22 protein-coding genes and 1 tRNA gene are annotated in these 25,148 nt (G+C 46.7%); 7 read left to right on the top strand and 16 right to left on the bottom strand.

The annotated features are described in order from the left end of the window. Positions 1 to 59: 59 nt before the first annotated feature. A complete protein-coding gene (locus BLR32_RS22025) occupies positions 60 to 1,238 on the bottom strand; it encodes an AIR synthase related protein (RefSeq protein ID WP_089835007.1) in 1,179 nt (392 codons plus the stop codon). 108 nt (positions 1,239 to 1,346) lie between these two features. Here BLR32_RS22025 and BLR32_RS22020 point away from each other — a divergent pair, with 108 nt between their 5' ends. Continuing rightward, entirely contained in the window at positions 1,347 to 2,282 is a 936-nt protein-coding gene (locus BLR32_RS22020) for a bifunctional riboflavin kinase/FAD synthetase (RefSeq protein ID WP_089835006.1), read from the top strand. Between the two features lie 35 nt (positions 2,283 to 2,317). Here the strand turns inward: BLR32_RS22020 and holA are convergent, their stop codons facing one another. Together holA and BLR32_RS22010 are read right to left on the bottom strand one after the other, a co-directional pair. Next, positions 2,318 to 3,313 carry a DNA polymerase III subunit delta gene (gene holA, locus BLR32_RS22015; protein WP_089835005.1) on the bottom strand — a complete coding sequence of 332 codons (996 nt, stop codon included), beginning with the start codon at positions 3,311 to 3,313 and terminating at the stop codon, positions 2,318 to 2,320. A gap of 6 nt (positions 3,314 to 3,319) precedes the next feature. Continuing rightward, a complete protein-coding gene (locus BLR32_RS22010) occupies positions 3,320 to 3,955 on the bottom strand; it encodes a ribonuclease H-like domain-containing protein (protein ID WP_245705500.1) in 636 nt (211 codons plus the stop codon). Positions 3,956 to 4,151: 196 nt separating this feature from the next. Between BLR32_RS22010 and BLR32_RS22005 the strand changes: the two genes are divergently transcribed. Together BLR32_RS22005 and BLR32_RS22000 are read left to right on the top strand one after the other, a co-directional pair. Beyond that, entirely contained in the window at positions 4,152 to 5,114 is a 963-nt protein-coding gene (locus BLR32_RS22005) for a coiled-coil domain-containing protein (RefSeq protein ID WP_089835003.1), read from the top strand. A gap of 279 nt (positions 5,115 to 5,393) precedes the next feature. Continuing rightward, positions 5,394 to 5,789 carry a response regulator gene (locus BLR32_RS22000; protein ID WP_143011544.1) on the top strand — a complete coding sequence of 132 codons (396 nt, stop codon included), beginning with the start codon at positions 5,394 to 5,396 and terminating at the stop codon, positions 5,787 to 5,789. Between the two features lie 109 nt (positions 5,790 to 5,898). Here the strand turns inward: BLR32_RS22000 and BLR32_RS21995 are convergent, their stop codons facing one another. Further along, positions 5,899 to 7,545: an ABC-F family ATP-binding cassette domain-containing protein gene (locus BLR32_RS21995; RefSeq protein WP_089835001.1), complete on the bottom strand. Its 1,647-nt coding sequence runs from the start codon at positions 7,543 to 7,545 to the stop codon at positions 5,899 to 5,901. Positions 7,546 to 7,628: 83 nt separating this feature from the next. On the opposite strand from BLR32_RS21995, the gene BLR32_RS21990 reads away from it, so the two are divergent. The 3 genes from BLR32_RS21990 (at position 7,629) to murI (ending at position 9,906) form a co-directional block, all read left to right on the top strand. Then, positions 7,629 to 8,348 (top strand): EcsC family protein, encoded by a 720-nt coding sequence (locus BLR32_RS21990; protein ID WP_089835000.1) that lies wholly within the window; start codon positions 7,629 to 7,631, stop codon positions 8,346 to 8,348. Positions 8,349 to 8,425: 77 nt separating this feature from the next. Beyond that, complete coding sequence (locus BLR32_RS21985; protein WP_176842383.1) at positions 8,426 to 9,091, top strand: carbonic anhydrase; 666 nt, start codon at positions 8,426 to 8,428, stop codon at positions 9,089 to 9,091. Next, a complete protein-coding gene (gene murI, locus BLR32_RS21980) occupies positions 9,088 to 9,906 on the top strand; it encodes a glutamate racemase (RefSeq protein WP_089834998.1) in 819 nt (272 codons plus the stop codon). Before BLR32_RS21985 ends, murI begins: the two co-directional genes overlap by 4 nt. Before the next feature lie 78 nt (positions 9,907 to 9,984). Here the strand turns inward: murI and BLR32_RS21975 are convergent, their stop codons facing one another. The 8 genes from BLR32_RS21975 to BLR32_RS21940 all read right to left on the bottom strand — a co-directional run bounded on the left by BLR32_RS21975 (position 9,985) and on the right by BLR32_RS21940 (position 19,697). After that, complete coding sequence (locus BLR32_RS21975) at positions 9,985 to 12,042, bottom strand: S9 family peptidase (RefSeq protein ID WP_245705497.1); 2,058 nt, start codon at positions 12,040 to 12,042, stop codon at positions 9,985 to 9,987. Between the two features lie 125 nt (positions 12,043 to 12,167). After that, positions 12,168 to 13,550, bottom strand: coding sequence for a Gfo/Idh/MocA family protein (locus tag BLR32_RS21970; RefSeq protein WP_089834996.1), 1,383 nt, complete (start codon positions 13,548 to 13,550; stop codon positions 12,168 to 12,170). Between the two features lie 111 nt (positions 13,551 to 13,661). Then, positions 13,662 to 14,426 (bottom strand): succinate dehydrogenase/fumarate reductase iron-sulfur subunit, encoded by a 765-nt coding sequence (locus BLR32_RS21965; RefSeq protein ID WP_089834995.1) that lies wholly within the window; start codon positions 14,424 to 14,426, stop codon positions 13,662 to 13,664. 28 nt (positions 14,427 to 14,454) lie between these two features. Further along, positions 14,455 to 16,428, bottom strand: a complete 1,974-nt coding sequence (locus BLR32_RS21960; RefSeq protein ID WP_089834994.1) for a fumarate reductase/succinate dehydrogenase flavoprotein subunit — start codon at positions 16,426 to 16,428, stop codon at positions 14,455 to 14,457. 11 nt (positions 16,429 to 16,439) lie between these two features. Continuing rightward, entirely contained in the window at positions 16,440 to 17,126 is a 687-nt protein-coding gene (locus BLR32_RS21955) for a succinate dehydrogenase cytochrome b subunit (RefSeq protein ID WP_089834993.1), read from the bottom strand. A 248-nt stretch (positions 17,127 to 17,374) separates the two neighbouring features. Continuing rightward, the gene (locus tag BLR32_RS21950; RefSeq protein WP_089834992.1) at positions 17,375 to 17,938 is read right to left on the bottom strand and encodes a hypothetical protein; all 564 of its coding nucleotides are present in this window, start codon (positions 17,936 to 17,938) and stop codon (positions 17,375 to 17,377) included. A gap of 88 nt (positions 17,939 to 18,026) precedes the next feature. Then, positions 18,027 to 18,839 (bottom strand): N-acetylmuramic acid 6-phosphate etherase, encoded by an 813-nt coding sequence (murQ, locus tag BLR32_RS21945; RefSeq protein ID WP_089834991.1) that lies wholly within the window; start codon positions 18,837 to 18,839, stop codon positions 18,027 to 18,029. A 15-nt stretch (positions 18,840 to 18,854) separates the two neighbouring features. Then, entirely contained in the window at positions 18,855 to 19,697 is an 843-nt protein-coding gene (locus BLR32_RS21940) for an N-acetylglucosamine kinase (protein ID WP_089834990.1), read from the bottom strand. 104 nt (positions 19,698 to 19,801) lie between these two features. Here BLR32_RS21940 and BLR32_RS21935 point away from each other — a divergent pair, with 104 nt between their 5' ends. Further along, on the top strand, positions 19,802 to 21,403 hold the full coding sequence (locus tag BLR32_RS21935; RefSeq protein WP_089834989.1) for a S41 family peptidase: 1,602 nt from the start codon (positions 19,802 to 19,804) through the stop codon (positions 21,401 to 21,403). Between the two features lie 939 nt (positions 21,404 to 22,342). Here the strand turns inward: BLR32_RS21935 and BLR32_RS21925 are convergent. The 4 genes from BLR32_RS21925 to BLR32_RS21910 form a co-directional block, all read right to left on the bottom strand. Continuing rightward, positions 22,343 to 22,561: a hypothetical protein gene (locus tag BLR32_RS21925; protein WP_176842382.1), complete on the bottom strand. Its 219-nt coding sequence runs from the start codon at positions 22,559 to 22,561 to the stop codon at positions 22,343 to 22,345. Between the two features lie 79 nt (positions 22,562 to 22,640). Next, positions 22,641 to 23,966 (bottom strand): ribosome biogenesis GTPase Der, encoded by a 1,326-nt coding sequence (gene der / locus BLR32_RS21920; protein WP_089834986.1) that lies wholly within the window; start codon positions 23,964 to 23,966, stop codon positions 22,641 to 22,643. 12 nt (positions 23,967 to 23,978) lie between these two features. Beyond that, positions 23,979 to 24,848: a GTPase Era gene (era, locus tag BLR32_RS21915; protein WP_089834985.1), complete on the bottom strand. Its 870-nt coding sequence runs from the start codon at positions 24,846 to 24,848 to the stop codon at positions 23,979 to 23,981. A gap of 75 nt (positions 24,849 to 24,923) precedes the next feature. Continuing rightward, positions 24,924 to 24,995 (bottom strand) — tRNA-Met (locus BLR32_RS21910). Positions 24,996 to 25,148: the final 153 nt, after the last annotated feature.

Genomic DNA, 25,148 nt, shown 5'->3' with positions numbered 1-25,148 from the left:
AAAAGAGGCTGTTCCGCTATTTAGACGGACAGCCTCTTTCTATTTAATCAGATAACAAATCAGTTATACACAAACTCTCCCTGAGCACTGCGCACAGTTACCTGCTTCGCAGCTGCGGGTTCCACCCTGCCCACGATCTGTGCATCAATATTAAAGCTCTTGCTGATCTTAATAATATCTGCTGCAATATCTTCAGGCACATACAGTTCCATACGATGCCCCATATTGAACACCTGGTACATTTCCTTCCAGCCTGTACCTGACTGTTCCTGGATCAGCTGGAACAATGGAGGAATGGGGAACAGATTATCCTTGATGACATGCAGATTATCGATGAAGTGCAACACTTTTGTCTGGGCGCCGCCACTGCAATGTACCAGTCCGTGTATACGGGAACGGTAGGCTTCCAGGATCTGTTTGATCACCGGCGCATAAGTACGGGTAGGTGATAATACCAGTTTGCCGGCATCTATAGCGCCAAAGCCCGGAATATCAATTTTATCGGTCAATGCTTTCTTTCCGCTGAAGATCAATTCATATGGAATACCCGGATCATAACTCTCAGGATATTTTTCGGCTACCTGTTTGTTAAACACATCATGACGGGCAGATGTCAGTCCGTTACTGCCCATACCCCCGTTATAGAATTTCTCGTAAGATGCCTGCCCGTAAGAAGCCAGTCCTACGATCACATCTCCGGCCTGTATGGTATGATTGGAAATAACTTCAGCTCTTTTCATGCGGCAGGTCACAGTAGAATCCACGATGATGGTGCGTACCAGATCCCCTACATCTGCGGTTTCACCGCCGGTGGAGTAAATACTGATGCCATGACCACGCAGCTCTTCCAGGATCTCTTCTGTGCCGTTGATGATAGTCGCGATCACTTCACCTGGTATCAGCTGTTTATTACGGCCGATGGTGGATGATAACAGGATATTCTCAGTAGCACCCACACAAAGCAGATCATCAATATTCATGATGATAGCATCCTGCGCAATGCCTCTCCACACATCCAGGTTGCCTGTTTCCTTCCAGTAGGTATATGCCAGTGAAGATTTGGTACCGGCGCCGTCTGCATGCATAATATTGCAATAATCGTCCTGTCCGCCCAGGATATCGGGCACTATTTTACAGAAAGCTTTCGGAAACAGTCCTTTGTCAATATGCTTAATAGCATTGTGCACATCCTCTTTTCCGGCTGAAACGCCGCGCTGCGCGTAGATATTCTGATCCACCAGATAATTTTATTAATGAACAATCTGCTGCAAAAGTAACTGATTAGCCACTTATCTGATATCTAAATGTTGTAATTTGCATAGGATTTTGATCGTTTAAGGCAATTTATGCGGATACACAGGGACCTCACCCATTTGCCAGCTTTGAGGCGGGCTGTAATAACAATTGGTACTTTTGACGGCGTTCACAGCGGTCACCGTTATATTATACAGCAATTGCAGGAAACTGCGGCGGCCTGTGACGGGGAAACCGTGATCATCACCTTTGACCCGCATCCCCGGGAGGTGCTGCAACCCGGCGGCGCACCCGTTAAGCTGCTCACCACCCTGGAAGAGAAGATCGAGCTGCTGTCCAAACAGGGCATTGACCACCTGGTGATCGTTCCCTTTACCAAAGAGTTTTCAGAACTTTCCGCCCGGGCTTACCTGGAAGACTTCCTCATCAAAAAATTCAACCCGCATACGATCATTATCGGCTATGACCACCGCTTTGGCCACAACCGTGAAGGTGGGCTGGAACTGCTGGAGGCAGAACAGAACAGGTACGGTTTCCAGCTGGTGGAGATTCCCCAGCAGATAGTCCACGACCTGGCCGTCAGCTCCACCAAGATCCGCAAAAGCCTGCAGGATGGGAATATTCAGCTGGCCAATGAATTACTCGGCTATCACTATTTCCTGGAAGGAAAGGTAATCCACGGCGATAAAATGGGCAGACAGCTGGGCTATCCTACTGCCAATATTGAATTGCCGGATCCACGCAAACTTATCCCAGCACAAGGTATTTACGCTATAAAAGTCTATCTCGATAAACAGCTTTCTCCGCTGAACGGCGTGATGAGCATAGGTACCCGTCCTACTTTTAACGGTGTTGACCTTCGCCTGGAGGCGCATATCTTCGATTTCAGCCAGGAAATTTATGACCGGATGCTGAGAGTGGAGATCATCAGTTATATCAGGGCTAACCAGAAATTTGACAATATTCAGGACCTGATCGACCAGATGGATAAAGACAGCCTTGCTGCAAAAAATGTGCTGATGTCCTGACCTGTTGAAACAGCGGTCATAACTACTGCCGTTTATCAGTACATCAGCTTGTATACCAGTTCCTTCATCAGTTCCCCATCTTCTACACCACTGTCATTGATACCAATGCTGCGGAGGTTATATGCATGTAGCAGCAAAATGGCCTTTTCCGTGCCCTCTACGCCGTATTGACGGGCAGCGTTGACATAATCCTTGACAAAGAAGGGATGTACGCCTAAAGCGGCTGCAATCTCCTTTTCTCCGCCTTTTACACCGAAGACCATGTTCATCTTACTGAAAAAATTGTACAATGCCGGCAGCACCATCTGGATAGGGCCCGCTTTAGGATTGGCGGCAAAGTAACGGATGATACGCATCACCTTGCCGATATCTTTCTGTCCCAGGGCATTCTGCAGCTCAAACACATTGTATTCCTTGCTGATCCCTACATATTTCTCAATGTCATTCTCATCTATCTTTTTATCGGGAGGCAGGTTAACGAGCAGTTTATCTATTTCATTGGCCATCCTGGAAAGGTCATTTCCGATATGGTCCACCAGCAGGATGCCTGCCTTCTGAGAGATGGCTCTTCCAAGGCCGCTTACATAAGCTTCCACCCAGGCAGGCAACTGGTTATCGTACATCTTCTTGGTACTCAGTAGTACGCCCTTCTCCTTGATCAGTTTAGCCAGTTTGCTTCGCCCGTCTATCTTACCCTGTTTATGGGCCACAACGAAAATGGTAGAAGCTAATGGATTGTCAATATAGGCTTCCAGTTTCAGGATATCTTTCATGGACTGCGCCTCTTTCAGCACTACCACCTGCCTTTCGGCAAACATAGGATAACGGCGGCAGGCATTGATAACTGTACTCCAATCCGTTTCCTTCCCGTAAAGAATGGTCAGGTTAAAACCTTTCTCTGCTTCATCCAACAGGTGGTGTTCCGCATAGTTACTCACCTGGTCAATGAAAAAATCCTCCTCTCCTTCCAGCCAGTAAAGCGGTTTATACTTCTTTTGTTTCCATTCTTTTATAATATCCTGATATTCCATGCTTTATTATTTTGAATACACCACGTCTTCTGTTTCCAGTAAGGGAACGCCCTTAAAACGCATCAATAGCTGTCCAACGGCTACCACATCTTTCTGGCAATAGTTGGCTATTCTTTCCAGATCCCTGTCCTGCCAGTAAACTTTTGCCACCATACTGCCGTCAATATCATCTTTGGGAGTCGGAATGCCCATTACAGCCGTCATCAGTTTCAGGGAAGTATAGTTCTTAAAGTCTCCGAAACGCCATAACTGCATGGTATCCAACATCGGCAGTTCCCAGGGCTTAAATCCATGGATCTGTAAAGGCAAAGGCAAAGATAGCTGATGAATAACAGATCGCCTGCAAATAAACGGAATATCAAATTCTTTGATGTTATGCCCGGCAAACTGAAAACGGGGAAATTTTATATGGAATTTATTTACTAATTCTAAAAAACTCGTTAATACAAGTTTTTCATCGTCATTATAAAATGATTTTATACGTAGTTGATAACGACCACCTTCTGCATGAAAAAAGCCTACTGAAATACAGATTATTTTGCCGAATTCGGCATAAATCCCAGCCCTGTCTGCGTATGCTTCTGTAGGGTTCCCCGTTTCTGGCAAAGTTTTTGCAATTTTGTCCACCCAGAGCGATTGCATATTGTCAGGTAAAAAATCGAAGGCCGCAACAGCCGGCGTAGTTTCGATATCAAGCAGCAACAACTGATCTAAAGATATATTCGGTAACACTATTTTGTACGGTTTATATTTTTTTGTAATAAAGTATTTTTAACAATTACATTTGCATAACTAGTTTTAACCATATAACAATTAACTATAAAACACAAAAACGACTATGACTGAGAACACTTTTAACACGCCTGCGGCAGGATCCTCCGGACCTGAAAAGCCTAGAAGCCGTAATGGTCTGATATATGGTATATTGATTGCAGCATTGGCCGGTACATGGATCTACATGTTGTATGACAAAAATAAAACTACCGATCAAATTGCTCAACAGGCTACACAGATCGATTCTATCTCAACATCAAGAGACGCTTTACAGCAGGAATATAACGCCGCAAATGCACGTCTGGATGATCTGATCTCCCAGAACAGCCGCATGGATAGCCTTGTAAAAACAAAAGATAAGGAAATTGCGGATATGAAAGCGAGGATCCAGGGTATCCTCTCCAACAAGAACGCTACTCAGAAAGAACTGGCTGAAGCCCGTCGTCTGATCGAAACACTGAAAGGTAACATTGAAAACTATACGGCAACAATCGAACGCCTGGAAGGTGAAAAAATCGTACTGACAGGTGAGCGTGACAACGCCCGCCGAGAAAGAGATGAAGTATCTACCCAGAGAGATAGTCTGAATAAGAAAGTAAACCTGGGTTCTGTATTACACGCATCCAACATTCACCTGCAGCCTATCAATGTAAAAAAGAATGGCAAGGAAGTAGAAACGACCAAGGCTAAACGCGCAGACATGATGCGTGTAAGCTTTGATCTGGATGAGAACAGAATCGCTCCAACCGGTGATAAAGAACTGTACGTTGCTATTACTTCTCCTGATGGCTCTCCACTGGCAGTAGAAGCACTGGGTTCCGGCAGATTCACACTGGAAGATGGCACTGAAAAATTATATACTGCAAAGAAAACCGTTAACTACGCTACCGGTCAGAAACAAACCGTAAGCATGGACTGGAAACAGAACTCAGATTTCAAACCAGGCGATTATGCTGTTGAGATCTACCATGATGGTTACAAAATCGGTTCAGGCAAAGTAACACTGAAAAAAGGCGGACTGTTCTAGTAGATAGTCTTCGCTGATTATAAAATCCCGGATATTCACCCCCCGAGGGGTAGATATCCGGGATTTTTTATGTACCTTAAGCAAACACGACCATATTTTTCCCGCCTTCGGAATTTGTTAACAATTAGTTATTGGGCAATTATCATATATAAAAATATAATTAATTAGTGTTTATTTGCATTCGATTGTACCATGTGAAAACCGGGGATTACATCAGCTGTGTTTTATGTTACCCCCCTCGAATACTAGGAAAGATTAAGTTTGCAAAATCAGGTATATATGGTGGAAACCGTTAAACAGGTGTATGTTGTTGACGATGATGAAATATTCCATTTCATCCTGAAAAAAATGTTAGAACAAAATGGGGAAAACCTTGAAGTGACCTCATTCCTTTGTGCGGAAGATGCATTGGAAGAATTGCAGCATCCCAAAGGACACCCCTTACCATCATTGATCATCCTCGACATGAATATGCAACGGATGAACGGCTGGGACTTTATAGAGGCCTACCGCGGTATTAAATGCCACCTGTCTCAACAGATTCCTATCATCATGTGCTCCTCCTCCATCGATATGCGCGACATACAGAAAGTGAAACGTACGCCGGAACTGAAGGCTTATATCACGAAACCCCTGGATTCTGAGAAAATGCAGCAAATTAAGGACTACCTCTAAAAAAAACCAGGAATCAGGTATTAAGAACAATTTATTCTTAATCCCCAATTCCTGATCCTTTAAAACACTAATCTTTATAAATACAGCTCTCTCCAGAGCTGCCACTAGCTTAGGAAATCGCTACTTTCTCCCCGTACATCTCCTCTCTCAACGTTTTTACCCTTTCATCAGCCAGGTATTCGTCGAACGTCATCAGCCTGTCAATCACACCTCTCGGAGTGATCTCGATGATACGATTCGCTACAGACTGCATAAAGGCATGGTCATGCGTAGTGAACAGCACGATACCTTTGAAGTTGATCATACTTTCATTGAAAGACTGGATAGATTCCAGGTCAAGGTGGTTGGTAGGTTCATCCAGCACCACCACGTTAGGATCCTGCAGCATCATACGGCTCGTCATACAACGAACTTTTTCACCTCCACTCAGTACACTGGTTTTCTTCATAATCTCATCACCACTGAACAGCATTTTGCCCAGGAAGCCACGCAGGAACGGCTCATCCACATCGGTTACATGTGGCGGCACATACTGGCGCAACCAATCCATCAGGTTAAGGGATTGATCTGTAAAGAATTTAGCGTTATCATTTGGCAGATAAGCAGTGGTTACGGTTGTTCCCCATTCAAATTTACCGCCGTCAGCAGTTTGTTCACCATTGATGATCTCGAAGAAGGTGGTCAGCGCCAGGTGTTCCTTAGACAGGAAGGCGATCTTATCACCTTTATTCACTGTAAAGGATACATTGCTGAACAGGGTGTTACCCTCAACGGATTTCTCCAGTTTTTCCACATTCAGGATCTGATTACCGACTTCACGCTGCTGCTTGAAGATGATACCAGGATATTTACGGTTGGAAGGCTGGATATCTTCAATAACCAGTTTTTCCAGGGCTTTTTTACGGGAAGTAGCCTGTTTACTCTTGGAAGCGTTGGCACTGAATCGGGCAATGAAGTCCATCAGGTCCTTACGTTTATCTTCCATTTTCTTGTTCTTATCGGCTATCTGGCGGGCCATCAGCTGGGAAGACTCGTACCAGAAAGTATAGTTACCGGAGAAAATCTGAATCTTGGCACGGTCAACGTCGGCCACATGCGTACAGACAGCATCCAGGAAGTGACGGTCATGGGATACTACGATCACAATATTCTCATAATCAGCCAGGAAGTTCTCCAACCAGCCAATAGTTTCTACGTCCAGGTGGTTGGTAGGCTCATCCAGCAGCAGGATATCAGGATTACCAAACAGAGCCTGCGCCAGGAGTACACGTACTTTCAGGTTACCACTCAGGTCCTTCATCTGTACGCTGTGCAGGTCTTCCTTTACGCCCAGGTCACCCAGCAGTACACCGGCATCACTTTCAGCAGTGTAACCGCCCATCTCACCATACTCTGCTTCCAGTTCACCGGCACGCATACCGTCTTCTTCAGTAAAATCAGCTTTGGCATATATCTCATCTCTTTCATGCGCTATCTCCCACAGCTTTTTATTCCCCATCAGTACGGTATTCAGTACTGTTACTTCGTCAAATTCGAAGTGGTTCTGTTTCAGAACACTCATACGTTCACCAGGTGTGATTTCGACAGTGCCCTTAGTTGGGTCAATCTCACCTGATAATATTTTCAGAAACGTGGATTTACCGGCACCATTGGCGCCAATCACTCCATAACAGTTACCTTTGGTGAAATTGAGGTTAACTTCATCAAACAACACCCTTTTTCCGAAAGAAAGCGATACGTTTTTTACACTGATCATGCTGGCTAAAGAAATTTAAGGCGCAAAGTTACTAAATGTTCCTGGTTTTACAGTTATGGTTTATTCTTTGCAACAATCATCAAATGGATAGTTATACCCAACAGGTCAATAAAGAGCTCAGGGAATGGCAGAAGGCCATGCAGCGGGGCATTAGCGTGCCCGGAAGGTTGTCCCGCGGCATCCAGCGGAAAATTAACAGCGTCATCCCCGAAAAAGTACATGCCGCCCTTACCACCGCAATTAAACAGACGACCCGGGCCGTAATATCCGGCGCCGGTTTTACCAGTCCGCCTCCCCTCTTTGAGGAATACCTGGCCGTGCGGGAAGCCAAAGTAAGGGAGAGGATCAGTTTTTACAAGACCACCGCTGCCACTGAAGGCGCCCTGACAGGGGCCGGCGGTATCCTGCTCGGTTTAGCCGATTTTCCTCTGTTCCTGACTATCAAAATGAAGATGTTATTTGACATTGCCGCCCTTTATGGCCGGAATGTGGGTGACTACAAAGAACGTCTCTTTATCCTGCACATATTCTTCATCACCTTCTCCACACAGGATTTCCGCAATAAACTCTATCCCATCATCGCCGACTGGGAGAATTACAGCAAAGAACTGCCGGAAGACATCAACGCCTTCGACTGGCGTAATTTCCAGCAGCAATACCGGGATTACCTCGATCTCGCCAAACTGCTCCAGCTCATGCCCGTGATTGGAGCTGCAGTAGGCGCTTACGTCAACCACCGCCTGACAGATAAACTTGGTCAGAGTGCGATGAACGCTTACCGCTTACGACTATTGAAAAAGTAATAGCTGTCGTAACGTATCTTTACGCCCTATCCGAGAATGGTATACGCTATCTTACTTAAATTAAACTCCTTACAATCATGACCAGGTACGACGAGATTTTTGAGAACAACAGAAAGTGGATGGCCTCCAAAACAGCCACAGACAGGGAATTCTTTGAAAAACTGGCCGAGGAACAGAACCCGGACTACCTCTACATTGGTTGCAGCGATAGCCGCGTGCCTACTAATGAAATCATGGGATTGGATGCCGGTGAAGTATTTGTACACCGTAATATTGCCAACCTTGTGAACAACGTGGATCTGAGCGTGATGGCTGTTATCAATTATGCCGTGCGGCACCTGGGTGTAAAACACATTATCGTTTGTGGCCATTACAACTGCGGTGGTGTTAAGGCGGCTATGCAGCCTGCCGATCTGGGACTGCTCAACCCCTGGTTACGTAACATCCGTGACGTATACCGTTTACACCGTCAGGAACTGGATGCCATCGAAGATGAACATGCCCGTTACAACCGTCTTGTGGAACTGAACGTACAGGAACAATGCGTGAATGTGATTAAGACCGCCGCTGTACAACAATCATATGTTGAAAGGCACTATCCTACTGTACATGGCTGGGTATATGACCTGTTTACCGGCAGACTCATTGACCTGAAGATCGACTTCGAAGGCATTCTGCATAACATCCAGGAAATTTATGACCTGACTGGCAAGGGATTAATGAAAAAAAAGGATGACCAATGACGGGACCTATCGGTGTGTTTGATTCCGGTTATGGTGGATTGACGGTGCTGAAAGAGATCATTGCCACTCTTCCGCAGTACGACTTCATTTACCTTGGTGACAATGCCCGCGCTCCTTACGGTAACCGCGGCTTTGATGTCATTCACACTTATACACTTCAATGCGTACAGCACCTGTTTGATATGGGTTGTCCGCTCGTAATACTGGCCTGCAATACGGCTTCCGCACGGGCGCTCCGCACTATTCAGCAGAAAGACCTGCCACGTATTGCTCCTGACCGCCGTGTACTTGGGGTGATCCGTCCTACCACTGAAATGGTGGGTACACTCACGCAAAGCGGTGAGGTGGGAATCCTGGCAACCAAAGGCACCGTTGCATCCCAGTCATATCCCATTGAGATCAACAAGTTCTTTCCACATGTCAGGGTACATCAACTGGCCTGCCCCATGTGGGTACCGATTGTTGAAAATGGCGAAGCAGATAGTGAAGGCGCGGATTACTTTGTTAAAAAATATCTTAACCAGATACTGACAGACGCGCCTGAAATAGATACGCTGGTACTGGCTTGCACCCACTACCCTATTCTGACTAAAAAGATCCGGCAGTTCCTCCCCGGAGGGATTACCCTGTTATCTCAGGGTAAGATCGTTGCGCATAGTCTCAAAGATTATCTGCATCGTCATCCGGAGATGGAAAGCCGTCTTAGTAAGAATGGCACGCGGAAATATTTTACTACGGATGATCCTGTGATATTTGAAAAGCAAACAGAGATATTTTTAGGAGAGACCGTGAAGACTGAGTTTATTAATCCTTAGTTGATAAACAAAACGCAAGTAATAAAAAAAGCCCATAGACCGTAAAGATCCATGGGCTTTTTAAATATCTGCACCAGACTACTTTCCTTCCAGATCCAGCAGGAATGCATATTGCAATGCAATATCCTCCAGTGCCTTGAAACGACCGGAAGCACCGCCATGCCCTGCTTCCATGTTAGTGTGTAACAGCAGCATGTGGTTGTCTGTTTTTAATTCACGCAGCTTGGCCACCCATTTGGCAGGTTCCCAGTATTGCACCTGTGAGTCATGCAGACCTGTTGTTACAAGCATATTGGGATATGCCTGCGCCTTTACATTGTCGTAAGGAGAATAAGCCTTCATGTAGTCGTAGAATTCTTTCTTCTTAGGATTACCCCATTCGTCAAATTCTCCGGTGGTTAAAGGAATGCTTTCATCGAGCATCGTTGTCACTACATCTACAAATGGTACAGCAGCAATAACACCGTTCCAGAGCGTAGGCCGCATATTGACAACTGCACCCATCAGCAGGCCACCGGCACTGCCTCCCATAGCGTAGAGGTGTGTGCTGTCAGTATAATGCTCTTTTACAAGATAGTCGGCACAATCAATGAAGTCTGTGAAAGTGTTCATCTTCTTGAACAGCTTACCATCTTCATACCATTGTCTGCCCATTTCCTCACCACCTCTGATATGTGCAATAGCATAGGCAAAACCTCTGTCCAGTAAGCTGAGACGGTTACTGCTGAAAGATGGTTCTATACTATGACCATAAGATCCGTAGCCATACAGTAGCAGTGGTCCCTTGCCGTTTTTCTCGAATCCTTTTTTGTACACGATAGATACCGGTACTTTCACACCATCTCTGGCAGTGATGTACAGGCGCTCTGTTACATAATTTTTCGGATCATATCCACCTAATACTTCCTGGCGTTTACGCAACTCACTCTTTTTGGCATCCATATCGTAATCGTAAGTAGATACCGGCGTTGTCATGGAAGTATATGAGTACCGTAGCGTCTTCGTATCAAATTCAGGATTAACGGAGATCGCAGCAACGTAGGCAGGTTCCTCGAATTTCAGGTAATGATCTTCCTTCGTGCGGGAGTTGATCACACGCAACTGTGCAAGGCCATTCTTACGTTCGCTCAGCACCATATGATCACGGAACAGTTCAATGCCCTGCAACAGTACATCTGCGCGATGAGGTATCACCTCTTTCCAGTTACTGCTGGCGGTTTTATCTATCGGACATTCCATGAGGCGGAAATTCACAGCGTCCCAGTTGGTAACGATATAGAACTTATCGTCCTGGTGATCGATATCATAGAGATGGTCACGCCTGCGCGGTTCAAAAACATGGAATGCGCCATCAGGTTTTGAAGCATCCAGGATACGGTATTCAGAAGATACGGTACTGTGGCTTTGTATCATGATGAACTTACCCGATTTTGAGCGGGCCACGTCAATGGAAAAGGTCTCATCCTTCTCATTGAAAACCTCTTTATCCTTCTGTACATCCGTACCGGTTACATGTCGCAGGATGCGCTCTTCTCTCAATGTAACGGGGTTCTTCACCGTATAGAAGAAAGTCTTGTTATCGCTTGCCCAGGCCGCACTGCCGGAAGTTTCTTTAATCGCCTCAGGCAATACTTCTCCGGTCTTCAGGTTCCTGACATAGATAGTGTACTGACGACGGCTTACTGTGTCAACCCCGTAGGCCAGCCATTGTGCATCGGGGCTTACAGACATGCCTCCTACATGATAGTAGTCATGTCCTGCAGCCAGCACGTTCACATCCAGTATCACTTCTTCTGTGCCTTCCAGGCTGCCTTTTTTGCGGCAGTATACCGGGTATTCCTTGCCTTGTGTAAAACGGGTATAATAGTAGTAGCCGTCCTTCAGGTAGGGCACACTGGCATCTGTTTCCATAATGCGGCCTCTCATCTCCTCGTATAGTTTCTTTCTCTTATCCACAGATGCTTCCATCATGGTATCCAGGTAGTCATTCTCTGCCTTGAGATAGGCAATGACTTTAGGATCATTACGGTCATTCATCCAGTAGTACTTGTCTATCCTGGTATCACCGTGGATGGTCATTGCTGTATCTATCTGTTCCGCTACCGGCGGCTTTATTGTTTTGACTTCGGCTGACATACTTTTCTTATTTTCCTTACAAGCAAACAGGCCCATGCCTGACAACATTATGATAAATGCAGCGGCTTTCCTCATAGGTGACAAATTGAGGCTACGAATGTAATACTTATCTAATACTTATTCTTTTACACAATCCTCATTTTTTCAGCATCCCAGTGGATCACTTTTTTGTTGAAGTAACTTTCATTGGTAACCAATGCAGGACCCGCAGCGCGGAGCCCGAAAGAGGCATCCTCCACCACAGGTTTGCCTGTACGCATGGCGTCAAAAAAGTTGATAAAGTGGTCCAGGCGGGCGTCATATCCCCTCGGGGCCGCATATGCGCTTTCCGAGCGTTGTGCCGGCTTCCGCGTTTCCTCCGGATATCTGGCATTATACTGCTTCACGTAGGCCTCCTGGGTGGCTTTTGTAAAGGTGTTATAGGTATCCCAGCCACCATAACCGGGTGCTGACGAAAGTTTATGTTTCTTTATTTTGAAATCATCCCATCCCAGTTCCAATACGCCATCTGTACCGATAAAGCGGGTAAATTCGCCACCGCCGCCACCATCGGCGAAGTTTACACGTAATGTTACCTGGAAGGCAGGATGCGCTTTTGTTGCCGGATAATCAAAGATCGCTACCACAACATCCGGCACATCGCGTCCATCTTTCCATTGCACCAGGTTGCCGCTGGCAAAGATGCGCTCAGGGCCCAGGGAACCAGTGATGAAGTGCAGTCCGGAAATGAGATGTACGAACAGATCGCCCGGTACACCGGTACCATATGCACGGTAGTTGCGCCAGCGGAAGAAGCGTGTAGGATCAAAAGGTACTTTGGCGGTATCCTTGAGGAAGGTGTCAAAGTCGACCGTAGCAGGAGAAGCATCCGGCGGAATGGAATACTGCCAGGCGCCCAGGGCGTCGTGACGGTCTATCCTGGCCTCTACCATGTTCAGCTGGCCGATTTCTCCGGCCTCATAACGCTTCTTTGCCTCTGCCAGGGCAATACTGCTTACACGCTGGCTACCCACCTGAAAAACGGCCTTTGTGCGCTGCTGGGTGGCAATCACCTTATGGCCTTCTTCTATCTGCTGGACCATAGGTTTTTCACAGTATACAGCCTTTCCTTTCTCCATGGCATCAATGGAAATAGTATCATGCCAGTGGTCGGGCGTGGCAACGATCACAGCATCTATGTCCTTCCTGTTTAGCAGCTCGCGGTAGTCGCGGGTAGTAAAGATGTCTTTACCATACACCTCTTTCACTTTCGCAAGATGACCATCATACAGGTCGGCAGCTGCTACGAATTCTACACCGGGTGCTTTCAGTGCGGTTTCCAGATCGCCGAAGCCCATAATGCCCATACCGATACAACCGATACGGATCTTGTCGTTGGCAGAAATGCGGGTGTTGGGTTGAAGGATGTGGACCTGTTCTTTTCCTAAAGCGGCCAATGAACCGGCGCCCAACAGGGCGGCTGTACCTCCCAGGTTACGGAGAAATTTTCTCCTGGAGTTGTCTGTCATAACGTAAAATTTGAGTACAAACGGGTTTTTAACTCAAACAATATACAAAAAAAATCCCCCTCGTTTGAACGAGGGGGATTATGGTATTTACCAAATACGATTCTGCCAATACTATTTTTCGTAGGTGAAACCAGCGGCAATATATTCGCGGTTCAGGCGTGCAATATTTGTCAAAGAAATTTCTTTCGGACATTCTGCTTCGCAGGCGCCGGTGTTGGTACAGCTACCAAAACCTTCCTTATCCATCTGTGCAATCATATTCAGTGCCCTTGTCTTCTTTTCAGGTTGTCCCTGTGGCAGCAATGCCAGCTGGGATACTTTCGCTGAAACGAAGAGCATAGCAGAAGAGTTTTTACAAGCTGCTACGCAGGCGCCGCAACCGATACATGCTGCTGCTGCGAATGCTGCATCTGCTTTATCTTTAGGCACCAGGATATTGTTGGCATCCTGAGCATTACCTGTATTTACAGAAACATAACCTCCCGCTTCAATGATGCGGTCAAATGCACCTCTGTCAACAGTCAGATCTTTCACTACAGGGAAAGATCCAGCTCTCCATGGCTCAACGGTAATGGTATCACCATCCTTGAAAGCACGCATGTGTAGCTGACAGGTGGTAGTACCAGCCCAGGGACCATGTGCACGGCCATTGATATGCATGGAACACGCACCACAAATACCTTCACGGCAGTCGTGGTCAAACGCAATCGGCTCTTTACCTTCATTGATCAGGCGCTCATTCAGCACGTCAAACATTTCCAGGAATGACATTTCGGAAGAAATGCCGCTTACCGGATAAGTTTCAAATTTCCCCTGTGTGCCTGTGTTTTTCTGCCTCCACACTTTAAGTGTGAGATTCATAGTATAATGTTCCATATCTATTGGACTATTATTGTTGTGAAAATTATTTATAGCTACGCTGAGTTGGTTTACATTCTACAAACTCAAGAGCTTCTTTATGCAACTCGAACTGGCTTTCACCTTTATATTCCCATGCAGCTACATAGCTGAAGTTGTTGTCATCACGCAGTGCTTCTCCCTCGTCTGTCTGTGATTCTTCACGGAAGTGACCACCACAGGATTCACGACGGTGCAGCGCATCCACACACATCAGTTCTCCCAGCTCCAGGAAGTCAGCCACACGGCCGGCTTTTTCCAGTTCAGGGTTGAATTCATTTGCTTCACCCGGGATACGTACATCACTCCAGAATTCTTTACGTAAAGCCTGGATCTCAGTGATCGCTTCTTTCAGTCCCTGCTCATTACGGGCCATACCGCATTTATCCCACATGATCTTACCCAATTTCTTGTGGAAGTGGTCTACAGATTTGGTACCCTTAATGTTCATCAGCTTATCGATAGTAGACTGTACATTCTTTTCAGCTTCTACGAATGCTGGATGATCCAGAGAGATTGGTTTGGTCTTGATATCGTCAGCCAGGTAGTTACCCAGTGTATAAGGAATAACAAAGTAACCATCAGCCAGACCCTGCATCAGTGCGGAAGCACCCAGACGGTTTGCACCGTGATCTGAGAAGTTTGCTTCACCCAGTGCATACAGACCGGTAACGCTGGTCATCAGTTCATAATCCACCCACAGGCCACCCATAGTGTAGTGTACTGCAGGATAAATGCGCATTGGCACTTCATATGGATTCTCACCGGTGATCTTGGCGTACATATCGAAGAGGTTACCGTATTTCTCAGCTACCACTTCTTTACCCAGTTTCCGGATCTCTTCAGGAGTAGGATTGGACAGCTGTCTTTTGCTGGCTTCAATCCTTCCGTAACGGTCCATGTTGAATGCGAAGTCAAGGTATACGGCCTGTTTGGAGCTACCAACACCGTAACCGGCATCACATCTTTCCTTGGCAGCACGGGATGCCACGTCGCGTGGTACCAGGTTACCGAAGGCAGGATATCTTCTTTCCAGGTAGTAATCCCTTTCGTCTTCAGGAATATCAGAAGGTTTGCGGGTATCGTTCTGTTTTTTAGGCACCCATATACGACCATCGTTACGGAGCGACTCAGACATCAGCGTCAGCTTAGACTGGTGGTCTCCGGAAACAGGGATACAGGTTGGGTGGATCTGCGTAAAGCAAGGGTTACCGAAGAATGCACCTTTACGGGTGGCTTTCCAGGCTGCTGTTACGTTAGAGCCCATTGCGTTGGTAGACAGGTAGAACACGTTACCATAACCACCGCTACACAGCAGTACAGCGTGGCCGAAGTGACGTTCCAGCTGACCGGTGATAAGGTTACGGGCAATGATGCCACGTGCTTTACCATCGATCACCACTACGTCCAGCATTTCATGACGGTTGTACATGGTTACGTTACCTAATGCCACCTGGCGCTCCAATGCGGAGTATGCGCCTAACAGCAGCTGCTGACCGGTCTGACCGGCAGCGTAGAAGGTACGCTGTACCTGGGTAGCACCGAAAGAGCGGTTGCTCAGCAATCCGCCATATTCGCGGGCAAAAGGAACACCCTGTGCCACGCACTGGTCTATAATATTGCCACTTACCTCTGCCAGACGATGCACATTCGCTTCACGGGCACGGTAGTCGCCACCTTTTACAGTATCATAAAACAGACGGAACACTGAGTCACCGTCGTTCTGGTAGTTCTTTGCAGCATTGATACCACCCTGTGCAGCAATACTGTGCGCACGGCGTGGACTATCCTGGAAACAGAAAGCTTTCACTTTATAACCTAACTCACCCAAAGAAGCAGCAGCCGAAGCTCCCGCCAGACCAGTACCCACGATGATCACTTCCATGTTGCGCTTGTTAGCCGGGTTTACCAGCTTACAATGCCCCTTATAATCTTCCCATTTCTTATCTAATGAACCGGCAGGAATTTTTGAGTTCAACATATATCCTTACTTTACTGAATTGATTTGAAATATATAACCACGGGAATGATGGCGAAGCCAATAGGAATCAGGATCCCGAACAACCAAACACCTACGAAATTGATAAGGCCATTGTACTTAACGTGGTTCAGGCCAAATGTCTGGAAGGCACTTTTAAACCCGTGCACCAGGTGGAAAGAAAGACCGATCATACCGATCACATACAGGATCACCAGCCATAATTCCCTGAACGCCACCTGTACAGCCAGATAAAGGTTTTTGTACTCTTCACCATTATATGTCACCGGTTCCAGGTTGCCATAGTGCATCCAGTACCAGAAATCTTTCAGGTGAATGATCAGGAAAATCAGCAGGATACTACCCATGATAGCCATCTGACGGCTGAACCAGGAAGAAGTCTGATTACCTGGGTTGATCGCATACTTTACCGGACGGGCAGCCCTGTTACGGAAGGTAAGCTGTAAAGCAAGAATAGCGTGGAGGAGAATAACGACCTTCAATCCCCAGGCTATAAACTGGATAAGGCCGTTGTGACTCATGAATGCGGCGTAGACGTTAAAAGCTTCGCCCCCATCGTCTTTGAGTAACGCGAGATTACCAGCCAGGTGCACAATAACAAAACTGCACAGAAAGAGACCGGTAGCACCCACTAATAATTTTTTACCGATAGAGGTATTAAAGAACTGTGACCACTTCATAAGTTAAATTCTAAGCTTCCTAAAAAGATGATATGATAATATTTCGAATATATCGCGCAAATTTAGCGCAGGAAAAATTAAATCCAAATGATATTTCTCAGTTTTTGCTTTGATACTGAGGGCCAATCCATTGTTTCGGCCGCAGGCCCCGGTTCATGAAAGGACAGACGCTGCTAACCTGCCGGCGTAGCGGGAACCGGCTTCATTTATGGTGAAATAAACAAAGAAACGTGGAATTTGTTCCGTCGTTACTCAAGACGGCGCATCATAACGTTGTCAACAAGGGAATAAAGATGTTGCGGCTGGTAGGTACGCCATTTCTCGATCTCCAGGAGATGTACATAGTTGTCCAGGTGGGCTTTTTCAAATTCCTGCCGTGTCTGTTCCGGCATATTCAGGCTCACGATCCATCCTCCGTCATCACGGATATCATCCCACCATTCTTCATAGTAACTGTCATCAGAAGAATGGAAATTCAACACATTCTCCGTGATAAGGACAAACTTGTTGATCTTGCTGGCAATCATCACATCAATGACATCGCGTTTCAATACCATAATGTCATTCTCCAGACAATCGTTCCATTCTCCCAGCACTTCAATAATGGCATAGTTGAATTCGTAATCGGCAAAAAGTACCTTCAGATACAGATTACGGGAGCCGAATTCGTCCCATTGAGGGTGTACATAATAATTATATACAGTATTGGAGTAAGTGAATTCGCTGTATTCCCTGCCATAGAAGGGGGATAGTTCATCATCCTCTGCTGTATATAGATGGCGCCAGTTATAAAAAGGTTCTATATCATGCATGTCACGCTAACTCTAAAATGTTCGTTTCTACAAATTTCGGGGGAAATTTCAGAAAATAGAAACGTTCCATTTCTGGAAAAAGTCGTAACTATACATAGTCTTCAATGGCCTTTCTGACGCTGCCGGCTTTCAGCAGCAGCTCTTTTGCCTTTTCATAATCCGTGAGGGATAATTTCTCCATCAGCATTTTCACACCTCTGTCTACCAGCTTGTCATTGCTCAACTGCATGTTCACCATTTTGTTATCCTCTACCCTGCCCAGCTGGATCATTACGGCGGTAGATATCATATTCAGCACCAGCTTTTGTGCAGTACCGCTTTTCATACGGGTGCTGCCGGTAACAAATTCCGGTCCTACCACTACTTCAATAGGGAAATCTGCCTCGGCCGACAAGGGCGCTCCGGGGTTACAGCAGATGCTGCCCGTTACAATCCCTTCCTTACGGCATTTATTAAGTGCGCCAATTACATAGGGGGTCGTACCACTCGCCGCAATGCCTACTACCACATCCTTTTCAGTAATGTTGCATTCCTGCAGATCTTTCCAGCCCTGTTCCCGGTCATCTTCGGCAAACTCCACCGCTTTGCGGATGGCGGCATCTCCTCCGGCAATCAGACCTATCACCAACCCGTGAGGTACTCCAAAGGTAGGCGGGCATTCAGAAGCATCAACAATGCCTAAACGTCCGCTGGTGCCAGCTCCCAGGTAAAACAACCTGCCACCGGCCAGCATTTTGTCTGCAATGGCGCTGACCAGCTTTTCTATCTGTGGTAAAGCCCTGGCAACAGCCTGGGGTACGGTGGTATCTTCCTGATTAATGTTGCTGAGGATCTCCTGCACACTCATTTTCTCCAGGTGGCGGTAATGTGACGCTTGCTCTGTTACTCTCTCGAAGGACATTTGTAGTGTATTTGTTTATTGATGATATGCCATCAGTCCTTCCATCGGACTACGCAATATCCGTCCCAGCTGCAGTTCGTACAGTTCACACAGTTCCTTCAGAATATCCCTGAAGTTCCAGGCAATACTTCCGGTAAAGTGCAGCGGGTGTGTCCAGCTTTCGCTGTATTTGTAAATATGGTTAAAGAAAAATTCGTTTAAGCCGTCTTCCAGGATGTTCTCTATAATAAAATGTCCCCTGTTTTCGCCCAGGAACTTCGCAAAACCAGCCAGATAACGGTTCGGGAACGGCCTGCGGTATACATTTTCCAATATTTCCTCGTGACTGGTCTTATACTGGGCGTCAAAACGGCTTTTCAGATCTTCATCAAAGGAGTTGTACAGGTAGTATTGCAACAGCTTTTTACCCAAAAGGGCGCCACTGCCTTCATCCCCGAGTACATATCCCAGCCCGGGATTGTTCTTTTTGATAACAGTTCCGTCAAAAAAGCAGGAGTTGGACCCCGTCCCCAGGATGCTGGCTACTCCGGGTTCCTTTCCGCACAGCGCTCTGGCGGCTCCCATCATATCGTGGTTCACTTCGTAGGATGCGATAGGCCATACCGCCTGTAAAGCCGTTTCCACCAGCTCCACGCTCTTCCGCTGTAAACAGCCGGTTCCGTAATAATGTATCTCGTCTATCTGGATATCAGGCGGTAACTGAGGCAACAGCTCTTTCTCCAGTAACTCCTGTATCTGTTGTGCATTCAGGAAAAAAGGACTGATCCCGGATGTCTGGTAACGCGTTGGCTCTCCGGCGCCCAGCAGGCACCAGTCGGCCTTAGTGGATCCACAATCTGCAATTAGCTGTACTTTCATGACACATCCGTTGAAGGTTGAGGTTTAATATACTATTTTTGCCACAAGTTAAATAAATAGCGACAAGATACAAGCTACCTTGCAGCTGTTTTCAATATGTCATTATGTCGAACAGGAAACTGAATGTTTTTTTACCTCTCTTATTTGCAATAGTGCTTGCTTTGGGAATGTATCTGGGTCATAAAATGCCGGGAGCTAACACAGGAGCGCAAACGTTACTATTCAGCCGGGCAGGGCGTGCACCATTGCAGGAAGTCATGGACCTGCTGAAAATAAAATACGTTGATACCTTACAGGTAGCCGATCTGCAGCAGGAGGCCATCGAAGGCCTGCTCAGCCACCTGGATCCCCATTCCATCTATATTCCGCCGTCCAACCTGCAAACCGTAAATGAAGACCTGGAAGGTCACTTCTCCGGTATTGGTGTGGAATTCAATATTATAGCAGATACTGTGAATGTTGTTTCCGTAGTTCCTGGAGGTCCTTCAGAGACTGCCGGCGTACAATCCGGCGACAAGATCATCAAGGTGAACGACTCTCTCGTGGCAGGTAACAGCATTTCCGGCGACAAGATCCGTAAAATGCTGCGTGGTCCGAAAGATTCCAAGGTGACTGTCACCATGCTACGTCAGCAGAAACAGATCCCTGTTCAGATCATCCGCGGCGACATTCCTCTTTATAGCATAGATGCCAGCTACATGGCAGCGCCGGGAATCGGCTACATCAAGATCAGCAAGTTTTCCGGCACCACCTACCAGGAATTTATGGATGCCATGCGCAAACTGACCAGGGCGGGCATGACCAAACTGGTGATCGACCTGCGTCAGAATCCCGGCGGCTACCTCGATGCGGCCACCCGTATTGCCGACGAACTGCTCGACGACAACAAACTGATCGTATATACCAAAGGGAAAAGCTATCCCCGTTCCGACTATCGCTGTGAAAAGCCTGGTCTGTTCGAAAAAGGGGAACTGACTGTTCTGACAGACGAAGGTTCTGCCAGCGCCAGCGAGATCCTGGCAGGTGCTATACAGGAATGGGACCGTGGTACCATCATCGGTCGCCGTACTTTCGGAAAAGGCCTGGTACAGGAACAGTTTGATCTCAGCAATGGCGGCGCCCTCCGTCTGACTGTGGCGCGCTACTATCTCAATTCCGGCAGAAGTATTCAGAAATCCTATGCGAATGGTCGCGAAGCCTATGATGAGGATATTCTGAACCGTTTCAATCATGGTGAATTCGTTAACCGCGACAGCATCCACCAAACGGATACAGTGCAGTTCAAAACCGCCAGTGGCCGCGTTGTATATGGTGGTGGTGGCATCACGCCTGATATCTTCATTCCTTTTGATACCAGCCGGTTTTCAAATGTACTGACCAGTATGTATTCACGTAGTACTTTCAGCAACTTTGCTTATCAGTACTATACCAGCCATAAAGATGAATTCAAACAATATAAGGATGCTACTCAGTTTAGTAACCAGTATCATGTGAGTAATGAGCTTTATAGTGCTTATAAGGCTTTTGCGGCGAAGGATAGCGTGCGTGGGGTAGAGTCGATTAATGCGCATGATGAGGCAGAGATAAGGACGCGGTTAAAGGCCCTGCTGGCGAGACAGATGTGGAGTTATGCAGGGTTTTATGAATCGCTGAACAGAGAGGATGATATGATGAAGAAGGCGATAGAGGTGTTGAAGCAGAAGTAAAGAGTTGTTATTTTATTAGGGCCATCTGGAGTAATTCCCGGATGGCTTTTTTATTGTAGGTCTCGTTCCGGGTGATCTTTTACGCCAAATAGCGCCGTCGTCGGTTTGATTTGTCTTTTACGCTAAGTAACGCCGGTTCCAGTATGGGATGGCGGCCGTCCGATGTTTACAACAAATGTCATTAACAAAACATAATAGGACTCCGGCAGGAGTCCCAGTGTTTGTAGCGCGGGGTGATAACCCCGGGGAACAAAACGATGCGGGGTGATAACCCCGGAAAACAAAATGACGCAGGGTGCCCCCCGGAAAACAAACACCACCAACAAAACAACATTAATAAAACGTCATCAACAAAACATAATAGGACTCCGGCAGGAGTCCCAGTGTTTGTAACGCGGGGTGGTAACCCTGGGGAAACAAAACGATGCGGGGTGACAACCCCGGGGAACAAAATGACGCAGGGTGCCCCCGGAAAACAAACACCACCAACAAAACAACATTAACAAAACGTCATCAACAAAACATAATAGGACTCCGGCAGGAGTCCCAGTGTTTGTAGCGCGGGGTGATAACCCCGGGGAACAAAAACGATGCGGGGTGACAACCCCGGGGAACAAAATGACGCAGGGTGTCCCCCAGAAAACAAACGCCATCAACAAAATATCATTAACAAAACGTCATCAACAAAACACAATAGGACTCCGTCAGGAGTCCCAGTGTTTGTAGCGCGCGATGACAACCCCGGGGAACAAAAACGATGCGGGGTGATCCCCCGGAAACAAAACGACCCGGCCCCCCGGGAAACAATACAGGTTTTAATCCCGGAAACAAAACGGTTTCATCCCACGGTTGTCTTAATCCCATTTTTACCCGCGTTTTTTTGCATAAAAAAACCGCCTCGTTTGCACGAGACGGCTAAATAAATTCTTACAAAACAGATTAGTGTTTTGCTTCTGCAGCAGGAGCAGCAGCAGCTGAATCAGCAGCTGGAGTAGCAGTAGAATCAGTAGCAACAGCAGCAGAATCAACAGCTGGAGTAGCAGCAACTGTATCAACAGCTGGAGTAGCAGTAGAATCTGCAGTTGTAGTAGAAGCACCACCGTTGCAAGCTACGAAGAACATGCCAGCAGCAACTGCGAAGAAGAATAATTTTTTCATGCTTTAGTTTGTTTTTAAAGATGCGCAAAGGTATAGTTATTTTTAATTATAGAACAATACCTATATTAAAATTTTACCTTTATTTCTTCCTGAAGAACAATTTCAATGGTACTCCTTCAAAATCAAAGTTGCTACGGAGCTGATTTTCAAGGTAGTTTCTGTATGGTTGCTTCACATCATCCGGCAGGTTACAGAAGAAAGCAAATGCCGGTGTAAACGTCGGAAGCTGAGTCACATACTTGATTTTGATAGGAATACCTCTCACTACTGGTGGATGGAAATTCTCTATCGCCTTCAGCATCACCTCATTCAGCCTGGAAGTCTGCACTTTACGCTTACGGTTCTCGTATACACGCAAAGCCTCTTCTATCGCCTTGAAAATACGTTGTTTCTCTAAAACAGAAGTGAAGATGATGGGCACATCAGAGAATGGCGCCAGACGGCTTTTCAGGTCCTTTTCATAGTCCCTCGCCGTATTAGTACTTTTATCTTCAATCAGGTCCCATTTATTCACCAATACAACCAGGCCTTTCCCTTTACGGCCAGCCAGGCTGAAAATGCTCAGATCCTGTGCTGTGACACCTTTGGCAGCATCGAGCAGCAGCAGACAAACATCTGCTTCATCCATCGCCTTGATGGCGCGGATGACAGAATAAAACTCCAGGTCTTCCTGTACTTTGTTCTTACGGCGCAAACCGGCAGTATCGATCAAAATAAAGTCCTTCTGGAACATCTTATAGTGCGTGTGAATTGTATCGCGCGTAGTACCGGGAATGTCGGATACGATGTTCCGCTCCTCCCCGATCAGGGCATTCAGCAGGGATGATTTACCCACATTCGGCTGACCAATGATCGCAATCTTTGGTAGTTCTGCGGCCTCCTGTGCTGCTTCCAGTGTTTCATCGTCTTCCGGGATCATGCCGGTAATTTCATCCAGCAATTCACCACTGCCACTACCACTCATGGAAGACATGAAAAATATTTTTTCAAACCCAAGGCTGTAGAACTCTGTCGCTTCCAGCTGACGGGTATTATTATCCACTTTGTTTACTACCAGTATCACCGGTTTGGAAGAGCGGCGCAGCAAATCTGCCATATCCGCATCCAGGTCGGTAATGCCTGTAGCCACATCACACATGAACAAGAGGAGATTAGCCTCCTCCATCGCTATTTTTACCTGTTTACGTATCTCACGCTCGAAAATATCTTCACTTCTGGATACAAAACCACCGGTATCAATCACGTTGAACGATTTCCCGTTCCAGTCCGCAACGCCATATTGCCTGTCACGCGTAACGCCGCTCACGTCATCGACGATGGCTTTACGCTGCTCCAGCAAACGGTTGAACAGGGTAGATTTACCCACATTTGGACGACCGACGATTGCTACTGTAAATCCTGCCATAAAAAATAAAAATTAATAACCGTATTCCCTTAAATAAATATCATTATCCCGCCACTTGCTGCGCACTTTCACAAATAGTTCAAGGAAAACTTTCTGACCCACAAATTTCTCGATATCCTGGCGGGCCAGCGTACCGATCTTTTTAATGGAAGCGCCTTTATCACCCAGGATGATCGCTTTCTGCGTTTCACGCGTTACAATGATCTCCGCTGAGATCTTGATCAGCGTAGTCTTCTCCTGGTACTGTGTAACAATTACCGCAGTATGATAAGGGATCTCTTCGTCAAACAGGTGAAATATCTTTTCCCGGATGATCTCAGCTACAAAGAAACGTGTAGACTTATCGGTTAACGTATCTTCCGGATAGAAGGGATCACTTTCGGGGAGCATCGCTACCACAGTTTCCAGTAATGCGGGGAGACCTTTTCCCTGCATGGCAGAGATCACAACCACTTTCTCTGTTTTTCCCCACTCTTCACATTTCTTTACCAGTGCATCCAGCTCTTCTTTTAGCAGGAGATCCGACTTGTTGATCACCAGGATGCTGCGGGCCTTCAGTTTCAAGGATCCGAACAGCTCCAGGTTCTCTTCGAGGTTGTCCTTAGCGTCCATGAGCAACATGGCCACATCGGCATCTTCCAGCGCTGATTTAACAGCACCCATCATTTTTTCGTGCAGCCGGTAACGGGGATCGATAATACCCGGAGTGTCAGAGAATACGATCTGGTATTCCGGCGTGGTGACTACCCCCGTAATGCGGTGCCTGGTCGTTTGTACCTTCGGGGATACAATAGCAAGCTTCTCGCCCACCAGCGCGTTCATCAGGGTACTTTTCCCTGCATTGGCCTTACCGAAGATATTGACGAAACCAGCTTTATGCATGCACAACGAATTTCCTTAACTTCCTGAAATAAAAAAAGCCGAATCACTTCGGCCTTTTTTTGCTTTGATTTTTTGTAGCGAGGAGAGGATTCGAACCCCTGACCTTCGGGTTATGAGCCCGACGAGCTACCTCTGCTCTACCTCGCAATGAGGGTGCAAAGATAGGATTAAAATCATTCCGGCCAAATCTTTTTTAGAAAAATCTGAAAAAGATTAAAAAAACAACCAGCACTCATCTTTCCGATTCACATAAAATGTACTACAGGAAAGCGTTTCAGTATGCCACGCCGTCACGTCCGC

The sequence above is a fragment of the Chitinophaga filiformis genome, from assembly GCF_900102545.1.
Lineage (GTDB): Bacteria > Bacteroidota > Bacteroidia > Chitinophagales > Chitinophagaceae > Chitinophaga > Chitinophaga filiformis.
The sequence above is the reverse complement of the archived record's forward strand: the minus strand, read 5'-3'. Positions and strand labels throughout refer to the sequence as shown.

What these genes read in the sequence shown, in the direction of transcription:
- BLR32_RS22020 (WP_089835006.1), top strand. Translation starts at nt 1,347, where the DNA reads ATGCGGATACACAGGGACCTCACCCATTTGCCAGCTTTGAGGCGGGCT.
- holA (WP_089835005.1), bottom strand. Translation starts at nt 3,313, where the DNA reads ATGGAATATCAGGATATTATAAAAGAATGGAAACAAAAGAAGTATAAA.
- BLR32_RS22010 (WP_245705500.1), bottom strand. Translation starts at nt 3,955, where the DNA reads ATGCAATCGCTCTGGGTGGACAAAATTGCAAAAACTTTGCCAGAAACG.
- BLR32_RS22005 (WP_089835003.1), top strand. Translation starts at nt 4,152, where the DNA reads ATGACTGAGAACACTTTTAACACGCCTGCGGCAGGATCCTCCGGACCT.
- BLR32_RS22000 (WP_143011544.1), top strand. Translation starts at nt 5,394, where the DNA reads ATGGTGGAAACCGTTAAACAGGTGTATGTTGTTGACGATGATGAAATA.
- BLR32_RS21995 (WP_089835001.1), bottom strand. Translation starts at nt 7,545, where the DNA reads ATGATCAGTGTAAAAAACGTATCGCTTTCTTTCGGAAAAAGGGTGTTG.
- BLR32_RS21990 (WP_089835000.1), top strand. Translation starts at nt 7,629, where the DNA reads ATGGATAGTTATACCCAACAGGTCAATAAAGAGCTCAGGGAATGGCAG.
- BLR32_RS21985 (WP_176842383.1), top strand. Translation starts at nt 8,426, where the DNA reads ATGACCAGGTACGACGAGATTTTTGAGAACAACAGAAAGTGGATGGCC.
- murI (WP_089834998.1), top strand. Translation starts at nt 9,088, where the DNA reads ATGACGGGACCTATCGGTGTGTTTGATTCCGGTTATGGTGGATTGACG.
- BLR32_RS21975 (WP_245705497.1), bottom strand. Translation starts at nt 12,042, where the DNA reads ATGTCAGCCGAAGTCAAAACAATAAAGCCGCCGGTAGCGGAACAGATA.
- BLR32_RS21970 (WP_089834996.1), bottom strand. Translation starts at nt 13,550, where the DNA reads ATGACAGACAACTCCAGGAGAAAATTTCTCCGTAACCTGGGAGGTACA.
- BLR32_RS21965 (WP_089834995.1), bottom strand. Translation starts at nt 14,426, where the DNA reads ATGGAACATTATACTATGAATCTCACACTTAAAGTGTGGAGGCAGAAA.
- BLR32_RS21960 (WP_089834994.1), bottom strand. Translation starts at nt 16,428, where the DNA reads ATGTTGAACTCAAAAATTCCTGCCGGTTCATTAGATAAGAAATGGGAA.
- BLR32_RS21955 (WP_089834993.1), bottom strand. Translation starts at nt 17,126, where the DNA reads ATGAAGTGGTCACAGTTCTTTAATACCTCTATCGGTAAAAAATTATTA.
- BLR32_RS21950 (WP_089834992.1), bottom strand. Translation starts at nt 17,938, where the DNA reads ATGCATGATATAGAACCTTTTTATAACTGGCGCCATCTATATACAGCA.
- murQ (WP_089834991.1), bottom strand. Translation starts at nt 18,839, where the DNA reads ATGTCCTTCGAGAGAGTAACAGAGCAAGCGTCACATTACCGCCACCTG.
- BLR32_RS21940 (WP_089834990.1), bottom strand. Translation starts at nt 19,697, where the DNA reads ATGAAAGTACAGCTAATTGCAGATTGTGGATCCACTAAGGCCGACTGG.
- BLR32_RS21935 (WP_089834989.1), top strand. Translation starts at nt 19,802, where the DNA reads ATGTCGAACAGGAAACTGAATGTTTTTTTACCTCTCTTATTTGCAATA.
- BLR32_RS21925 (WP_176842382.1), bottom strand. Translation starts at nt 22,561, where the DNA reads ATGAAAAAATTATTCTTCTTCGCAGTTGCTGCTGGCATGTTCTTCGTA.
- der (WP_089834986.1), bottom strand. Translation starts at nt 23,966, where the DNA reads ATGGCAGGATTTACAGTAGCAATCGTCGGTCGTCCAAATGTGGGTAAA.
- era (WP_089834985.1), bottom strand. Translation starts at nt 24,848, where the DNA reads ATGCATAAAGCTGGTTTCGTCAATATCTTCGGTAAGGCCAATGCAGGG.